The following is a 15291-nucleotide window of genomic DNA, read 5'->3' on the forward strand; positions in this document are numbered from 1 at the left end:
TTTCGTGATCCGAACGAAATGACAGACCCAGTATCGCGCCGCGCGAGATCCCCAACGTGTCAGCCGGCCTCGCGCGCCAGCGCACGCCGCGCGGCCGGCCGTTCGGCCTCGCGCTGCGCATGGGCCGTCCACGCCGCATGCCGCGTCATGTCGAGTCCGATCGCGGCGCCCCAGCGATACAGCACGAACAGGAACGGATCGACGATCGAATGCGCACCCGGTTCGGCCCACGTGCGGCCATCGGCGAGCGCTGCTTCGATCGACGCGTTCGCCGCTTCGATCGTGCCGCGCCCGTGCGCGCTGACCGCGCCGTGCAGCGCCGGATCGCCGATGAAGCGGCCCGGCCGCCACAATGCGCCGTAACCGACGCCGTGCACCCAGCCGACCAGCCACGCAAGCCACTCGTGACACCGCGCCTCGCGCAGCGGATCGCCGAGCGGCAGCAATTGCGCGTCCGGATAGCGGCGCGCGAGATACGTGAGGATCGCCGGCGTTTCGGTCAGCACGCGCGGCTCGCCCGGAATCGCGAGCACGGGCACGCGCGCCTTCGCGTTGATCGCGAGATAGGGCGCCGCGAGGTTCTGCTGCTTCTGCACCGAGACGATCTCGACGTCGAACGGCGCGCCGGTTTCCTCGAGCGCGATGTGGGCGGCAAGCGAGCAGGCGCCCGGCGAAAGATAGAGACGGTAGGCGTTCATGGTGTGTGCCCCGACGGGGATGTGGAAGACGGAACCGAGTGTAGGAACGCGTACCGACGGGCGGCAAACGATGAATTGTCGTGCTCGGCCATTAGTGTTACTAATACCCGCATGCGACGCATCCACCTCCCTCCGCTGCAGACGCTGCGCGCGTTCGAAACCGCCGTGCGGCTGCAGAGCTTCACGCGCGCGGCCGACGAACTCGCGCTCACGCAAGGCGCGGTCAGCCAGCACATCCGCGCGCTCGAGGCGCAGCTCGGCTATCCGCTCTTCACGCGCGAACGCAACGGCGCGACGCCGACGCACGCCGCGCATGCCCTGGCGCTGCAGGTGCGCCAGGGCCTGAGCGTGCTCGAACGCGCGTTCGAGCCGGCACTCGCGGTACGCCGCCGCCCGCGCACCTGCGACGTGACGCTGAACGTCAGCGTGCTGCCGAGCGTCGCCGAGCGCTGGCTCGCGCCGCGCCTGCCGCGCTTCACGGCCGCGCATCCGCACATCGCGATCGCGCTGCACCTGGACGTGGCGCTCGCGCCGCTGCGCAAGCGCGACCGCATCGACGTCGCGCTGCGTTACGGGCCCGGTACCTGGCCGGGCGTCGTCGCCGAAAAACTGATGAACGAGACGATCTTCCCGGTCGCGAGCCCCGCGTACCGCAATCGTGACGGCATCGCACCGCGCACGCCCGCCGATCTCGTGCGCGCGACGCTGCTGCGCCATCCGGCGCAGCCGTGGGAACCGTGGTTCCAGGCGGCACGACTCGACCTCACCGAATCCGCGCGCGCGCCACGCTTCACCGACGCGAACGCGCTGATCGACGCGACGCGGCAAGGCCGCGGCGTCGCGCTCGCGCGCCGCTCGCTGATCGAGCCCGAACTCGCGGACGGCACGCTCGTGCGCGTGTCGACGGTGCGCATCACCGACGTGTATGCGCATTACGTCGTGTGGCGCCCCGGCCATCCTCACGAAGCGGCGATCCGCACCTGGCTCGACTGGCTGCGCAGCGAAGTGCGACGCAGGACGCCGCGGCGCTGACGCCGCGCGATCGGCCGCGCACGCCCGTCGCGAACGGTCATGCCGTCGCGTATCGCGTTGCGCGTCCGCGTAAAAGTGCCGGGCCCGCCTCGCGCGCCGGGAAATATTGCCGCCCCGCGATCGCGCGAAAGTGTTTGGTCAGGCGCGCGAAAGCATTCCGCGATCATGCGCCGGTCGCAAACGATTCACCGAAACGTCGCATCGCATCGGCATACTCGAAAACGTTTCCCGATCAGCCCGCCAGGAGAGAAGTCATGCGCCGCGTTTCCGTCGCCGTCGTTCTTTGTGCCGCCGTTTTCGTCGCCGCCTGCAGCGACGACGCGCCGCACGACGCTCACGCGACCGACGCCTCCCAGCAAGGCAGCGCATCGGCCGGCTCCGCCAGCGCGTTCAACAGCGAGGCAGCCGCGGGCGGTGCCGCATCCGATGCCGCGCCGCTCGCGCCGCCCGTCGTGCACTACCCGCCCGATGACGACGACGACGCGAAGCCGGCGTCGAACGCGGCCGCGTCGAGCGCCGCGGCGTCGTCGCCGGGCTGATCCCGCCGCTTCCGTCCCCCGACCGCAGAACCGAGGTGAACCACATGACGTCATCGAGCCGCCGCCGTTTCCTGCATACCGTCGCACAATCCGCGGGCGCCGCCGTCGCGCTCAACGCCTTTCCCGAATCGATCCGCCGCGCGCTCGCGATTCCCGCCGCGCGCGGCACCGGCACGATCCGCGATGTCGAGCACATCGTCGTGTTCATGCAGGAGAACCGCTCGTTCGATCATTACTTCGGACACCTGCGCGGCGTGCGCGGCTACAACGACCGCTTCCCGATCCCGCTGCCGAACGGCAAGCCGGTGTGGTACCAGCCGTCGAAGGCCGATCCGGGCAAGCCCGTGCTGCCGTTCCGGCTGAACACGCTGACGACGAGCGCGCAGTGCGTCGGCGATCTCGACCACTCGTGGTACAAGACGCACGCGGCGATCGACGGCGGCCGCTACGACCAGTGGCCCGCGAACAAGACCGACATGACGATGGGCTATCACGTGCGCGAGGACATTCCGTTCCACTACGCGCTCGCCGACGCGTTCACCGTATGCGACCACTACTTCTGCTCGCTGCCGGGCCCGACGCATCCGAACCGTTCCTACCTGATGACGGGCACGGTCGACCCGACCGGCAAGTTCGGCGGCCCGCTGCTCGACAACAGCGACTACGTCGACGGCGACGGGCCGCCCGCTTACCAGCTGCTGTCGTGGACGACCTTTCCCGAGCGTCTCGACGCGCACGGCGTGTCGTGGCAGATCTACCAGCAGGGCACGACGGGCAACGATCCGTACAACGGAAACTACGGCACGAACGTGCTGCAGAACTTCGCGAACTTCATCAACGCGAAGCCCGGTTCCTCGCTGTACCAGCGCGCGCAGACGGTACGCACGCTCGACCACCTGAAGGACGACGTGATCAACGACCGGCTGCCGCAGGTGTCGTGGCTGTGCCCGCCGGCCGCGTTCTCCGAGCATCCGAAATACACGCCAGCGTACGGCGCGAACTACACGTCGCAGATCCTCGATGCGCTCACGTCGAACCCGGACGTGTGGCGCAAGACCGTGCTGTTCATCATGTACGACGAGAACGACGGCTTCTTCGACCACATCGTGCCGCCGCAGCCGCCGACGTCGGCCGCGCAGGGCGCGTCCACCGTGACGACCGACGGCGAGCTGCATACGGTCGTGAACCCCGGCCGCGGCGGCAGCTACACGGCCGACGGCCTGCCGTACGGCCTCGGGCCGCGCGTGCCGATGACGGTCGTGTCGCCGTGGACCAAGGGCGGCTACGTCTGCTCGCAGGTGTTCGACCATACGTCGGTGATCCGCTTCATCGGCGCGCGCTTCGGCATCGACGAACCGAACATCACGCCGTGGCGCCGCACGGTGTGCGGCGACCTCACCGCCGCGTTCGACTTCCGCTCGTCGGATACCGCGTTCCCGCCGCTGCCGGATACCAGCCAGTACCGTTCGATCGCGGACCAGCAGTGCACGTCGCAGCCCGCGCCCACCGTGCCCGCGACGCCGTCGCCGGTCGATCCGCAGGAGCCCGGCGTGCGGCCCGCGCGCGCCCTGCCGTACGAACTGCATGTGAACGCGACCCTCGACGTCGGAACGAAGCTGCGCATCGAATTCGCGAACCGCGGCAACCAGGGCGCGCACTTCCACGTGTACGCGACGAACCGCACCGACGGCCCGTGGCGCTATACGGTCGGCGCGCGCCGCGTGCTGCACGCGGACTTCGACCTGACGGCGACGCACGGCGTGTATGCGTTCGCGGTGTACGGGCCGAACGGGTTCGTGCGGATGTTCTCCGGCAACGTGCCGGCCACGGCCGCGCCGCACCGCAATCCGGCCCAGCCGGAGGTGAAGGCCGGCTACGACGTCGCGAACGGGAACCTGTACCTGAAGCTGCGCAACCACGGTGGCGCGCATGTCACGCTGACGCTGACCGACAACGCATACGGCGCGCCGTCGCGGCAGGTGACGCTGCACGGCGGCGACGAGCGGGTCGAGCAGTGGGCGCTCGCGTCGAGCCACCAGTGGTATGACGTGACGGTCAGCGACGGCGCGAGCGGCACGTTCTCGCGCCGCTTCGCGGGCCACGTCGAAAACGGCCGGCCGAGTTATTCGGATCCGGCCGCCGTCAAGCCCGTCGCCGCGTCGTAAGCGCGACGGCCCGCGCCGTCAGACCGCGTGCGCGAGCGCGCGGTCGACGAGCGCGGCTTCGAAGCCGTCGTCCGCGTCGCGAAAGCGCAGCGGCGCCGCGCAGTGCACCAGCGTATCGATGAAGTATTTCGCGCGCGGCCACGGCCCGAAGCCGGCCGCCGTGTTGATGTGCCCGGCGTCGCCCAGGTTCACGAACGCGCTGCCGAGGCGCTGCGCGAGCGTGCGCGCGTCGGCGAGCGGCATCCACGGATCGGTCTCGCTGCCGATCACGATCGACGGCACCGCGAGCCGGCGTGCGTCGAACGGCCCGGCGAACGTGAATTTCTTCGGGCTGGCCGGCGCGACGAACAGCACGCCCGCGACATCGCCCGTATGCGGCCCCTGCGCGAGCGCATGCGCGGTCGCGAGGCAGCCGAAGCTGTGGGCGGCGAGCACGAACGGCCCGCGCTCGCGTTCGAGCAGCGTGCGCACCGAGTGCGCCCAGCCGGCGAGATCGGGGGCGTCCCAGTCGTCCTGCTCGACGCGCAGCGAACGCGGGAATTGCCGCTCGAGCCAGGTCTGCCAGTGAGCGCCTTCGCTGCCGTGCAGACCCGGAACGGTGACGAGCCGCGGCGGCCACGCCGATTTGCTGCATGCGCTCATGATTGCCCTCGCTTGCTTGAAGACGAGGTTCGATTGTGGCGCCGCGTCCCCGGCGGCCGAACCAATATTTTGTGCTTTGCTTTTGCGTGGGGCGGCCATCCGTGGGCCGGCCGTCCCGCGCGGCCATCCGCGTGCCGGCCGCCTGCGCGGGCCCGCGCGACGGCGCAATGTGCCGCGAAACCGTAGAATGTGGGCTTCCCGTCAGCTTCACACCGAGCCGGGCCGGACGCCGATGCGCCGGGCCCGCTCGCCAGGAGACGCCCGATGTTCGCTACGCCCGCCGGCGCGCCGCGCCCGGCTCCGCTCGCCTTGCCCGTGACGCGCCCCGCCGGCGCGCACGCCGTCGCGCAATGAAGATTCTGTTCTACTCCCCGCACCAGGAAGCCGGCGCATGGCGCGACGAGATCGCCCACGCGCTGCCGGAAGCCGAGCTGCGCGCGTGGCAGCCGGGCGACACGGCCGCCGCCGACTATGCGCTCGTGTGGCGCGCGCCGCGCGAATTCTTCGCGCCGCGCGACGGCCTGCGCGCGATCTTCAATCTCGGCGCGGGCGTCGACGCGCTGCTCGCGCTCGAGCGCGCACATCCGGGCACGCTGCCCGCGCACGTGCCGCTGGTGCGGCTGGAAGATTCGGGCATGGCACGGCAGATGGTCGAGTACGTGACGCACGCGGTGCTGCGCTACCTGCGCCGCTTCGACGAATACGACGCGCTGCAGCGCGAGCGCCGCTGGCAGCCGCTCGACCCGCATCCGCGCGCGAGCTTCACCGTCGCCGTGCTCGGCCTCGGCGTGCTCGGCACGCAGGTCGCGCGCGCCCTCGCCGCGCTCGGCCTGCCCGTGCGCGGCTACAGCCGCAGCGCGAAGCAGCTCGACGGCATGACGACCTTCGCCGGCGACGGCGCATTCGACGCCTGCATCGACGGCGCGAAGGTGCTCGTCAACCTGCTGCCGAGCACGCCCGACACCGACGGCATCCTGTCGTCGCGCGCGTTCGCGCGGCTCGCGCCCGGCGCGTACGTCGTCAACGTCGCGCGCGGCGCGCATCTCGTCGAGGCCGACCTGCTCGACGCGCTCGCGAGCGGCCGGATCGCCGCGGCCACGCTCGACGTGTTCCAGCACGAACCGCTGCCGGAAGACCATCCGTTCTGGCATACGCCGCGCATCACGATCACGCCGCACAGCTCGGCCGAGACGCTGCGCGCGGAGGCCGTCGAGCAGATCGCCGGCAAGATCCGCGCGTTCGAGCGCGGCGAACGCGTCAGCGGCGTCGTCGACTACGCGCGCGGCTACTGAATTCCGCCTCGAGAGAAACCAGGAGACAACCATGACGTTCCCCACCGCCGTCAAGATCGTCGAAGTCGGCCCGCGCGACGGGCTGCAGAACGAGAAGACCTTCGTGCCGACCGACGTGAAGATCGCGCTCGTCGACCGGCTGTCGCGCGCCGGCTTCCGCAACATCGAGGCCGCGTCGTTCGTGTCGCCGAAATGGGTGCCCCAAATGGCCGACGGTGCCGACGTGATGGCCGGTATCGAACGCCGCGCGGGCACCGTGTACTCGGTGCTCACGCCGAACCTGAAGGGTTTCGAGAATGCGCTCGCCGCACGCGCGGACGAGGTCGTGATCTTCGGCGCGGCGAGCGAGGCATTCTCGCAGCGGAACATCAACTGCAGCATCGCCGAGAGCATCGCGCGCTTCGAGCCCGTCGCGAAGGCCGCGAAGGATGCGGGCCTGCGGCTGCGCGGCAGCGTGTCGTGCACGCTCGGCTGCCCGTACCAGGGCGAGGTGCCGGTCGCGTCGGTCGTCGACGTCGTCGAGCGCTTCGCGGCGCTCGGCTGCGACGAGATCGACATCGCCGACACGATCGGCGTCGGCACGCCGAAGCGCACGCGCGAGGTGCTCGCGGCCGTCACGCGCGTGTTTCCGCGCGAGCGCCTGTCGGGCCACTTCCACGACACCTACGGCCAGGCGCTCGCGAACATCTACGCGGCGCTGTTCGAAGGGATCGAGATCTTCCACGCCTCGGTCGCGGGTCTCGGCGGCTGCCCGTACGCGAAGGGCGCGACCGGCAACGTCGCGACCGAGGACGTGCTGTACCTGCTGCAGGGCCTCGGCATCGACACCGGCATCGATCTCGCGCAGGTCGTCGCCGCCGGCGACTTCATCTCGAACGCGATCGGCCGCGCGAACGTGTCGCGCGCCGGTCGCGCATTGCTCGCCAAGGCACAAAGCGCGGCCGACGACGCGGCCTGCGTGTGACCACGGCACTCCATGGATTCCTCAACATGACGACACCTGCTTCATTCGATTCCCTCCCCGATTCCGCGCGACGCGTCGCGCTGTTGCTGCGCGAGCGCGGCCACGCGAAAGGCATCGTGATGCTCGCCGAAACCGGCAAGACGTCGGCCGAGGCCGCGGCCGGGCTCGGCTGCTCGGTCGCGCAGATCGCGAAGTCGATCCTGTTTCGCCGGCAGTCGGACGGCGCGCCCGTGCTGGTGGTCGCGAGCGGCGTCAATCGCGTCGACGAGAAGAAGGTTGCCGCGCAAGTCGGCGCGGTCGGCCGCGCGGACGCGAAATTCGTGCGCGACAACACCGGCTACGCGATCGGCGGCGTCTGCCCGATCGGCCATCTCGTCGAACCCGTCACGCTGATCGACGCCGACCTGCTCGCGCTCGACAGCCTGTGGGCGGCCGCCGGCCATCCGCACGCGGTGTTCAACCTGTCGCCGCACGAACTCGTGTCGCTGACCGGCGCGCCGGTCGCGGACGTCGCGTTGCGGGACCCGGCATGAGCGACGTGCCGCTGCCGGTCGGCACGGTCGCGTCGCCGTGCACCGACGTCTGCCGGATCGATCCGCGCACCGACTGGTGCGCGGGCTGCCTGCGCACGCGCGGCGAGATCAAGGGATGGCGCACGTCGGACGACGACGCGAGGCGTGCGCTGCTCGCGCGGCTCGACGCGCGGCGGCGCCTGCTCGCCGGAAGCGAGACATAAAAAAAAGCCGTTCAGCCTCGCGGGCGAACGGCGTCGAGATCGGAATCCTGTGAACGTGATCAACGTCACAGCCCGCATCATACGAGCGACGCGGCCGCATTGCATCGGGTGTTTCCCTACAACTTCTTACAGCGTTTTCCACGCGTGCGCGCGGGCCGCTTTCGCGCGCAATCGTCGTTCCCGAAACGGGCGCCCGGCGGGCGGCGACGGCATCGTTCGGCCATGCCGAATCGTACGATCGTTTCAGTTGCCGATCGCCGCGCGACGCGCGGGCACGATGCGCCAGCCGAGGTTCACGCCGGCCGCCGCGAGCAGGATCAGCAGCGCGCCAAGCACCTGCGACCACGCGAGCGTCTGCCCGAACGCGAAGTGATCGACGACGATCGCGACGACCGGGTAGACGAACGACAGCGCGCCGGTCATCGCGGTCGGCAGCTTCTGGATCGCGCCGTACAGCAGCACGTACATCAGGCCCGTGTTGACGACGCCGAGCACGATCAGGTCGAGCCACTGCCCGGCCGTCGCGGGCAGCGTGCCGAAGTGCGCGAACGGCGCGAGCAGCACGATGCCGATGCCGGCCTGCAGCAACGCGAGCAGGTGCGGCGGCGTCCCCTTCAGGTGCTTCGTGACGATCGACGAGATCGCGTACAGGAACGCCGCGCCGAGCGACAGCGCCACGCCCTCGAGATACTCGCCGGGCACCGCGAGCACGGACGGCTCGACGCGCACCACGAACACGAGCCCGGCGAAGGCGAGCGCGAGCCACGCGACCGTCGACGCGGTGATCCGTTCGCGGAACACGATCGCGCCGAGCGCGACGAGCATGAACGGCTGGGTGTTGTAGACGGCGGTGGCCATCGAGATCGACGCCCGCGAATACGCGGCGAACAGCAGCAGCCAGTTCGCGACGATCGCGACGCTGCCGAGCGTCGCGAGCGCGAGCATGCGCGGCGAGAACAGCGAGCGGCGCAGGAAGCCGAACGCCGCGCAGACGATCGCGAGCGTCGCGGCGCCGAACAGGCAGCGGAAGAACACGACATTCGTCAGCGGCTGCTGCGACGACATCACGAGCCACCCGATCGTGCCGGACATCAGCATCGCGACGACCATCTCGGCGCCGCCGCGGCGAATTTCATTCGAGGCCATCATGAACTCCGTTGAAGAGACTGGATGACTTCGATTCTAGAAACTTGCTTTCGCCGAAACCACGGCTAAACTGAAGCGAATCAGCCGATTGACCTTCGAAAGCAAAGCAATCATGCCGAAACGCCTTTCTCCTCCCGCCGTCGCGTCGCTCGACGCGACCGACCGCGCGATCCTCGCGGCGCTCGCCGACGATGCGCGCATCGCGACCAGCGAACTCGCCCGGCAGATCGGGCTGTCGGCGCCCGCCACCGCCGACCGCGTGCGCCGGCTCGAGGCGCAGGGCGTGATCGCCGCGTTCACCGTCGAGCTCGACCCGCGCGCGCTCGGCTACACGTTGCAGGCGATCGTCCGCGTGAAGCCGCTGCCGGGCCAGTTGCACCTGGTCGAGGAGTTGTTGCGGCGCATTCCCGAATTCGTCGAATGCGACAAGGTCACCGGCGAAGACTGCTTCATCTGCCGGCTCTACCTGCGCACGATCGCGCACCTCGACGACATCCTGTCGAAGGTGACCGAGCGCGCGGAGACGAGCACCGCGATCGTGAAATCGACACCGGTGCCGCGACGCCTGCCGCCGCTGGCCGACGACGACCACGCGCAGCGCTGAGCAGCGGGCCGCGCGCGCTGCCCGCACGCACCGCTACGCAGCCGGGTCGCGCGCTTCGAAGAACGCGAGCAGTTCGTCGATCAGCGCGACGGGCGCCTCTTCCGGAATGTAGTGGCCGCAGTCGAGCGCACGGCCGCTGACGTCGCGCGCGACGCGTCGCCATTCGTCGAGCGGATCGAAGCAGCGGCCGACGATCCCGTGCTCGCCCCACAGTACGCGCAGCGGGCACGCGACCTTGTTGCCGCGCTCGAGATCGGCGCGGTCGTGCTCGAGGTCGATCGTCGCCGACGCGCGATAGTCCTCGCACATCGCATGCACGGCGCCCGGCTGCGCGAGCGCCGCGCGATAGGCGTCGAGCGCCGCGGGCGCGAACGGCGCGAGCCCGGCCGAGCGGTTGCCCATCACGCGCTCGATGTAGGCATCGGTATGGGCGCCGATCAGCGTCTCGGGCAGCGGCGCCGGCTGGATCAGGAAGAACCAGTGGAAATACGCGGTCGCGAATGCGCGGTCGGTTTTCTCGTACATCGCGAGCGTCGGCGCGATGTCGAGCAGCATCATCCGCTCGACGGCGTCCGCGTGATCGAGCGCGAGGCGGTGCGCGACCCGCGCGCCGCGATCGTGCGCGCACACGTGGAACTGCTCGAAGCCGAAATGCCGCATCACCGCGACCTGGTCGGCCGCCATCGCCCGTTTCGAATACGGCATGTGCCGCGCGTCGCTCGGCGGCCGGCCCGACGCGCCGTAGCCGCGCAGGTCGGTGGCGATCACCGTGAAATGATTCGCAAGCGTCGCGGCGACGCGATGCCAGATCATGTGGGTTTGCGGATGCCCGTGCAGCAACAGAAGCGGCGGACCCGCGCCTCCTTTGACACCGAAGATGTCGGTGTCCTGCACCGTCACGCGAAACGGTGCAAACGCCTCAAACGACATGGTTTGTTTCTCGTTGGTTTGTTATGGCGGCTATTTTAGGAGCGCCGGTGCGTCTACACAGCGGGGTAACCACCCGAAACCGTAGAAAGAGAACACTCCCTCGATTGCCGCCCCACCGCGCATTTTGTTAAGCTCGCGTAGAATCGCACGACCGTTCGTATTAATATGAACGCCATCGAGCGCACCGCGGTTCGCGGCTACACTCGAATCACCGTTCGCACGCCAAGCATGGGTGTCGGCGCCACGCGACCGCGCGGGCGCCGACGGCCCCTGGAGACTGGAGACATCACATGGCATTGCCCGCTGTCCTGCAGAACCTGACGCTGCCCGTCATCGCGTCGCCGATGTTCATCGTCAGCTACCCCGAACTCGTGCTCGCGCAATGCAAGGCGGGCATCGTCGGTTCGTTCCCCGCGCTCAACGCGCGTCCGGCCGAGCAGCTCGACGCGTGGCTCACGCAGATCCAGTCGGAGCTGGCCGACCACAAGGCGAAACACCCCGACGCGGTGATCGGCCCGATCGCGGTCAACCAGATCGTCCACCAGTCGAACGCGCGGCTCGAGCACGACGTGCGCGTGTGCGTCGAGCACAAGGTGCCGATCTTCATCACGAGCCTGCGCGCGCCGGCGCGCGAGATCGTCGACGCGGTGCACAGCTACGGCGGCATCGTGCTGCACGACGTGATCAACCTGCGCCACGCGCAGAAGGCGCTCGAAGCCGGCGTCGACGGGCTGATCCTCGTCGCGGCCGGCGCCGGCGGCCACGCGGGCACGACGTCGCCGTTCGCGCTGGTCGGCGAAGTCCGCAAGATCTTCGACGGCCCGATCGTGCTGTCCGGCTCGATCGCGAACGGCGGCTCGATCCTCGCCGCGCAGGCGATGGGCGCCGACCTCGCGTACATGGGCACGCGCTTCATCGCGACGCAGGAAGCGCACGCGGTCGAGGACTACAAGCGCGCGATCGTCAACGCGAAATCGTCGGACATCATCTACACGAACCTCTTCACCGGCGTGCACGGCAACTACATCCGCGAGAGCATCGAGAAAGCCGGCCTCGATCCCGAGGCGCTGCCGGAATCCGACAAGACCAAGATGAATTTCGGCAGCGACAAGACGAAGGCGTGGAAGGACATCTGGGGCGCCGGCCAGGGCGTCGGCCTGATGGACGACCTGCCGAGCGTGGGGGCGCTCGTCGAGCGGCTGAAACGCGAGTACGACGACGCGAAGACGCGGCTCGGCATCCCGCGCTGACGCATGCGGCGGCCCCCGCCGCCGCGATCGACACGCCAACCGTCGGCACCAACAAAAAAGCGCGAACCGCTGCGGTCCGCGCTTTTTTTTGTTGCCCCGCCGCGGCGGAATCCGCGGCTCAGACCACCCGCTTCATCCGCGTGATCGGCAGCACGCGCAGGCGCGATTCGATCGACGGGCACAGCGACTGCCCTTCGAAACGCGCCGCGAGGAAATCGACGAACGAGCGCACCTTCGCGGACACGTGACGACGGCTCGCGTACACCGCATAGATCGGCGCTTCGTGCGGCGGCACCGAATCGAGCAGCACCGGCACGAGCCGGCCCGACTCGATGTCGTCGCCGACCACCTCGGTGCCGAGCAGCGCGATGCCCGCGCCGGCGAGCACGGCTGCGCGCAGCCCTTCGAGATGATTCACGATCAGGTTGCCGTTCAGGTTCACGCGCGACGCGGCGGCCGCGTCGATCACCAGCGAATCGAGCATCGTCGAATTCGAATCGCGCCGCAGGTAGTTGTGGTGCGCGAGATCGGCGATCGTCTGCGGCGTGCCGTGCTTCTCGAGATACTCGGGCGACGCGACCAGCAGGATGTGCGCGGTCGCGATCTGCCGCGCGACCAGCGACGACGATTTCAGGCCGTTCGGCGCCGCGCGCACCGCGACGTCGTAGCCTTCCTCGATCAGGTCGACCACGCGATCGGACAGCGTCATGTCGACGGTCACGTCCGGGAAGCGGCCCGCGTAATCGGTGACGGCCTGCATCACGTGCCGCAGCCCGAACGCGGACAGCGACGTCACGCGCAGCCTGCCCTGCGGCACCACGCTCGCGGCGCCGACGGCCTGCCCGGCTTCGTCGAGTTCGGACAGCGCCTGCACGAGGCGCTCGTAGTATTCGCGTCCCGCCTCGGTAGGCGCGACGCGTCGTGTCGTGCGATGCAGCAGGCGCGCGCCGAGCTGCTGCTCGAGATGCATCACGTGCTTGCTCGCCATCGCAGCCGACATCTGCATGCGCTCGGCCGCGCCGACGAAGCTGCCCACTTCGACGACGTAGCGAAACACATTCATGCTGACGAGGGTATCCATCGAACTAGCTCGTAATGACGGGGGGAATGGTCCAATTACGAGATAGGGTAACAAAGGCGAGGAAACAGAAAGGTCAAGAAAGGCAAAACGGCGCCGCGTGTGGCGGCGCCGTTTCTGGCGGGAAAACATGCAGCCGGAACGCGCGATTTACACGCGCGGCCCGCGCACCGTTCGCGCGTGCGCGTCAGAACTTCGCGCGGATACCGGCACCGAACGTGTTGCCGGTCGACAGGCCGCTGATGTGGTCGTTCATGTAGGCCGCGTAGACGTCCGTGCGCTTGGACAGCGGATAGTCGTAGCCGACGGCCCAGGTCTGGCGCGTCTGGTCGAGGCCGCCCGCGTCGCGCGAGTACGCGTACGACGCCATCGCGTTGCCCACGCCGAGCGGCACCGACACGCCGCCCTGCGCGGTGTTCACGTGCCAGCTTCCCGCGACCTGGTCGTTCTTCGTATACATGTACTGGCCGAACAGCTTCACGAGCTTCAGGTCGTAGGTCGCGCCGACCAGCGCGATCCCCTGACTCTTCATGCCGGCGACGAGCGCGCTCAGATCCTGCGGGCCGTTGTTGAAGTTCACGTACTGATACATCGCGGTCGCCGCGAACGGGCCGTTCGCGTAGTTGAACTGCGCGCTCCACTTCTTCGAACGGTTGTCGCCGGCCTGGTTGCCGAGCGCGTACATCGCGCCGAAGTTCAGGCCGCCGAACGAAGGCGACGTGTACGACAGCGCGTTGTTCCAGCCCGAATCGCCGACCGCGCCCTGGTCGCTCGGATAGGTCGGGAACGTGCCGAGGCCGAGGAACACGTGATACACCATCGGCGAGAAGGTGTACGAGTCGTAGAACGGGTTGAACAGGATCGTCGACAGGAACAGGTGCGTCGTCAGGCGGCCGGCCGTCACCGTGCCGTACGGCGAGCTGATGCCGACGTACGCGTTGCGCGCGAAGAACGTGTCGCCCTGGAAGCGGCCGTACTGGCCGTTCTGCGCACGGAAGAAGCTTTCCAGCGTGAAGATCGCCTTGTAGCCGCTGCCCAGATCCTCGGCGCCGTGCAGGCCCCAGTACGACGTCGACATCCCGCCGCCCGACACGTTCCATGCGCGATCGCTGCCCGGGAACTTGGTCGCGCCGACCCATTCGTCGACCTGGCCGTAGAGCGAGACGCTCGATTGCGCGTGGACGGGTGCGGCGGCCGCCACGCAGGCGGCTGCGGCGATCAGCTTGACGGACGTGCGCGAGGCACGGCGAGCGAATCCTTTCATGGGATCTCCAGGTTTTGTCGAATAGTCGATAAGTGGCGCGAGCGTTGTTTTTTGGAGCCGAGTGCTTGCGTCGTATGGGGCGCAGCCATCTTTACGGATCATTCGTCCGGTCAAAATTGCGCACACTTATTGCGGGTATAGCGGCGGCATTAACTTCGCGGGATCGATACATGGCCGGATGCACGGCGGCGGCCCGGCGCGAACGCGGTCGCGCGGCGCAGCGGCGGCATGGCATACGCGTGCCGGGCGCGAAAGATAGCGCAATGCGAGGGGAAAATCAGCGGAAATCTGCGCGCGACTGTGGCGAATTCGCATCAGCCGGCGGGGGGGCGAATGCCGGGGCGCTCAGTTTCGGTAGAACGGGGAGAAAAACGGCGAGTGCGAAGGTTCTTCCTGCGAGCGGGGCGGCGGCATCGGACGGCCGCCGCGCTCCTCGTTGTAGCGCGCAACGTCGGCGCGGATCGACCCGGCACGCAGCGGCACGTTGCCGCCGCCCGGCGGGCGCGGCATCTGGCGCGCCTCGGCGCTGATCGGGCGATACGGGCTTTGCGCGGCGTAGTGGCCGTACGACGGCGTCGGCCGCAGCCCCCAGCGGGAGCCGGAGCCGCTCACGCCGCCGGGGCGCATCCCGCCGGGCGGCGGAACGCGGCGCCAGACCGGCACGCCGCCGGGCCCGCCGCCATTCGGCTGACCGTACGCGCGCATGTCGCCGCCACCGAAGCCGTGGCCGCCGAACCCATGACCGCCGTGGGGCGGTTGCGCGAGCGCGAGCGGCATCAGCAACGTGCCGAGCACGCCTGCCACCCATCGTCCGATCTTCCGTTTCACCCGTTCCGTCATCGTTCAGTGCCCGTCCACGCCCGCCGCCGGCTCCTTTCGGCCGACCCAAGGCTTTCAGCAGTAATTTATGAGCGGCCCGAAACTGTGTCGAGCCAAAAAGTGTTATGTCGC

16 protein-coding genes are annotated in these 15291 nt (G+C 69.0%); 9 read left to right on the forward strand and 7 right to left on the reverse strand.

What is annotated here, in order from left to right; translation table 11 throughout:
- Nucleotides 1-59: 59 nt before the first annotated feature.
- A complete protein-coding gene (locus WJ12_RS14835) occupies nucleotides 60-698 on the reverse strand; it encodes a glutathione S-transferase family protein (RefSeq protein WP_034189142.1) in 639 nt (212 codons plus the stop codon).
- A gap of 111 nt (nucleotides 699-809) precedes the next feature.
- Between WJ12_RS14835 and WJ12_RS14840 the strand changes: the two genes are divergently transcribed.
- The 3 genes from WJ12_RS14840 to WJ12_RS14850 all read left to right on the forward strand — a co-directional run bounded on the left by WJ12_RS14840 (nucleotide 810) and on the right by WJ12_RS14850 (nucleotide 4434).
- On the forward strand, nucleotides 810-1730 hold the full coding sequence (locus WJ12_RS14840; RefSeq protein WP_059558865.1) for a LysR substrate-binding domain-containing protein: 921 nt from the start codon (nucleotides 810-812) through the stop codon (nucleotides 1728-1730).
- Nucleotides 1731-1984: 254 nt separating this feature from the next.
- Nucleotides 1985-2269 (forward strand): hypothetical protein, encoded by a 285-nt coding sequence (locus WJ12_RS14845; protein WP_034189140.1) that lies wholly within the window; start codon nucleotides 1985-1987, stop codon nucleotides 2267-2269.
- 44 nt (nucleotides 2270-2313) lie between these two features.
- Nucleotides 2314-4434 (forward strand): phosphocholine-specific phospholipase C, encoded by a 2121-nt coding sequence (locus WJ12_RS14850; RefSeq protein ID WP_059558867.1) that lies wholly within the window; start codon nucleotides 2314-2316, stop codon nucleotides 4432-4434.
- Between the two features lie 18 nt (nucleotides 4435-4452).
- On the opposite strand, the gene WJ12_RS14855 is transcribed toward WJ12_RS14850, so the two are convergent.
- Nucleotides 4453-5076 carry an RBBP9/YdeN family alpha/beta hydrolase gene (locus WJ12_RS14855; RefSeq protein ID WP_034189138.1) on the reverse strand — a complete coding sequence of 208 codons (624 nt, stop codon included), beginning with the start codon at nucleotides 5074-5076 and terminating at the stop codon, nucleotides 4453-4455.
- 350 nt (nucleotides 5077-5426) lie between these two features.
- Between WJ12_RS14855 and WJ12_RS14860 the strand changes: the two genes are divergently transcribed.
- The 4 genes from WJ12_RS14860 to WJ12_RS14875 are packed head-to-tail and all read left to right on the forward strand — an operon-like array spanning nucleotide 5427 to nucleotide 8068.
- Nucleotides 5427-6368: a 2-hydroxyacid dehydrogenase gene (locus WJ12_RS14860; protein WP_059558870.1), complete on the forward strand. Its 942-nt coding sequence runs from the start codon at nucleotides 5427-5429 to the stop codon at nucleotides 6366-6368.
- A gap of 31 nt (nucleotides 6369-6399) precedes the next feature.
- Nucleotides 6400-7332 (forward strand): hydroxymethylglutaryl-CoA lyase, encoded by a 933-nt coding sequence (locus WJ12_RS14865; protein WP_034189136.1) that lies wholly within the window; start codon nucleotides 6400-6402, stop codon nucleotides 7330-7332.
- 26 nt (nucleotides 7333-7358) lie between these two features.
- Nucleotides 7359-7865, forward strand: coding sequence for a YbaK/EbsC family protein (locus WJ12_RS14870; protein ID WP_034189135.1), 507 nt, complete (start codon nucleotides 7359-7361; stop codon nucleotides 7863-7865).
- Nucleotides 7862-8068: a DUF1289 domain-containing protein gene (locus tag WJ12_RS14875; RefSeq protein WP_034189134.1), complete on the forward strand. Its 207-nt coding sequence runs from the start codon at nucleotides 7862-7864 to the stop codon at nucleotides 8066-8068. Before WJ12_RS14870 ends, WJ12_RS14875 begins: the two co-directional genes overlap by 4 nt.
- 243 nt (nucleotides 8069-8311) lie before the next feature.
- Here the strand turns inward: WJ12_RS14875 and WJ12_RS14880 are convergent, their stop codons facing one another.
- Complete coding sequence (locus WJ12_RS14880) at nucleotides 8312-9214, reverse strand: DMT family transporter (RefSeq protein ID WP_059558901.1); 903 nt, start codon at nucleotides 9212-9214, stop codon at nucleotides 8312-8314.
- 112 nt (nucleotides 9215-9326) lie between these two features.
- Between WJ12_RS14880 and WJ12_RS14885 the strand changes: the two genes are divergently transcribed.
- Entirely contained in the window at nucleotides 9327-9818 is a 492-nt protein-coding gene (locus WJ12_RS14885) for an Lrp/AsnC family transcriptional regulator (RefSeq protein WP_034189293.1), read from the forward strand.
- A gap of 33 nt (nucleotides 9819-9851) precedes the next feature.
- Here WJ12_RS14885 and WJ12_RS14890 read toward each other — a convergent pair whose 3' ends face one another.
- Nucleotides 9852-10748 carry an alpha/beta fold hydrolase gene (locus tag WJ12_RS14890; protein WP_034189132.1) on the reverse strand — a complete coding sequence of 299 codons (897 nt, stop codon included), beginning with the start codon at nucleotides 10746-10748 and terminating at the stop codon, nucleotides 9852-9854.
- A 290-nt stretch (nucleotides 10749-11038) separates the two neighbouring features.
- Between WJ12_RS14890 and WJ12_RS14895 the strand changes: the two genes are divergently transcribed.
- Nucleotides 11039-11998 (forward strand): NAD(P)H-dependent flavin oxidoreductase, encoded by a 960-nt coding sequence (locus WJ12_RS14895; RefSeq protein ID WP_059558873.1) that lies wholly within the window; start codon nucleotides 11039-11041, stop codon nucleotides 11996-11998.
- A gap of 118 nt (nucleotides 11999-12116) precedes the next feature.
- On the opposite strand, the gene WJ12_RS14900 is transcribed toward WJ12_RS14895, so the two are convergent.
- From WJ12_RS14900 to WJ12_RS14910, 3 genes are all read right to left on the reverse strand, one after another.
- Entirely contained in the window at nucleotides 12117-13079 is a 963-nt protein-coding gene (locus tag WJ12_RS14900) for a LysR family transcriptional regulator (RefSeq protein ID WP_059558877.1), read from the reverse strand.
- A 184-nt stretch (nucleotides 13080-13263) separates the two neighbouring features.
- Nucleotides 13264-14340, reverse strand: a complete 1077-nt coding sequence (locus tag WJ12_RS14905; RefSeq protein WP_034189129.1) for a porin — start codon at nucleotides 14338-14340, stop codon at nucleotides 13264-13266.
- 345 nt (nucleotides 14341-14685) lie between these two features.
- The gene (locus WJ12_RS14910; RefSeq protein WP_034189128.1) at nucleotides 14686-15180 is read right to left on the reverse strand and encodes a hypothetical protein; all 495 of its coding nucleotides are present in this window, start codon (nucleotides 15178-15180) and stop codon (nucleotides 14686-14688) included.
- Between the last annotated feature and the right edge of the window lie 111 nt (nucleotides 15181-15291).

The organism is Burkholderia seminalis (assembly GCF_001718535.1).
Classification (GTDB): domain Bacteria; phylum Pseudomonadota; class Gammaproteobacteria; order Burkholderiales; family Burkholderiaceae; genus Burkholderia; species Burkholderia seminalis.

Bases quoted from the DNA above. Each gene is read 5' to 3' on its own strand.
- WJ12_RS14835 (WP_034189142.1), bottom strand. From the start codon at position 698: ATGAACGCCTACCGTCTCTATCTTTCGCCGGGCGCCTGCTCGCTTGCC.
- WJ12_RS14840 (WP_059558865.1), top strand. From the start codon at position 810: ATGCGACGCATCCACCTCCCTCCGCTGCAGACGCTGCGCGCGTTCGAA.
- WJ12_RS14845 (WP_034189140.1), top strand. From the start codon at position 1,985: ATGCGCCGCGTTTCCGTCGCCGTCGTTCTTTGTGCCGCCGTTTTCGTC.
- WJ12_RS14850 (WP_059558867.1), top strand. From the start codon at position 2,314: ATGACGTCATCGAGCCGCCGCCGTTTCCTGCATACCGTCGCACAATCC.
- WJ12_RS14855 (WP_034189138.1), bottom strand. From the start codon at position 5,076: ATGAGCGCATGCAGCAAATCGGCGTGGCCGCCGCGGCTCGTCACCGTT.
- WJ12_RS14860 (WP_059558870.1), top strand. From the start codon at position 5,427: ATGAAGATTCTGTTCTACTCCCCGCACCAGGAAGCCGGCGCATGGCGC.
- WJ12_RS14865 (WP_034189136.1), top strand. From the start codon at position 6,400: ATGACGTTCCCCACCGCCGTCAAGATCGTCGAAGTCGGCCCGCGCGAC.
- WJ12_RS14870 (WP_034189135.1), top strand. From the start codon at position 7,359: ATGACGACACCTGCTTCATTCGATTCCCTCCCCGATTCCGCGCGACGC.
- WJ12_RS14875 (WP_034189134.1), top strand. From the start codon at position 7,862: ATGAGCGACGTGCCGCTGCCGGTCGGCACGGTCGCGTCGCCGTGCACC.
- WJ12_RS14880 (WP_059558901.1), bottom strand. From the start codon at position 9,214: ATGGCCTCGAATGAAATTCGCCGCGGCGGCGCCGAGATGGTCGTCGCG.
- WJ12_RS14885 (WP_034189293.1), top strand. From the start codon at position 9,327: ATGCCGAAACGCCTTTCTCCTCCCGCCGTCGCGTCGCTCGACGCGACC.
- WJ12_RS14890 (WP_034189132.1), bottom strand. From the start codon at position 10,748: ATGTCGTTTGAGGCGTTTGCACCGTTTCGCGTGACGGTGCAGGACACC.
- WJ12_RS14895 (WP_059558873.1), top strand. From the start codon at position 11,039: ATGGCATTGCCCGCTGTCCTGCAGAACCTGACGCTGCCCGTCATCGCG.
- WJ12_RS14900 (WP_059558877.1), bottom strand. From the start codon at position 13,079: ATGGATACCCTCGTCAGCATGAATGTGTTTCGCTACGTCGTCGAAGTG.
- WJ12_RS14905 (WP_034189129.1), bottom strand. From the start codon at position 14,340: ATGAAAGGATTCGCTCGCCGTGCCTCGCGCACGTCCGTCAAGCTGATC.
- WJ12_RS14910 (WP_034189128.1), bottom strand. From the start codon at position 15,180: ATGACGGAACGGGTGAAACGGAAGATCGGACGATGGGTGGCAGGCGTG.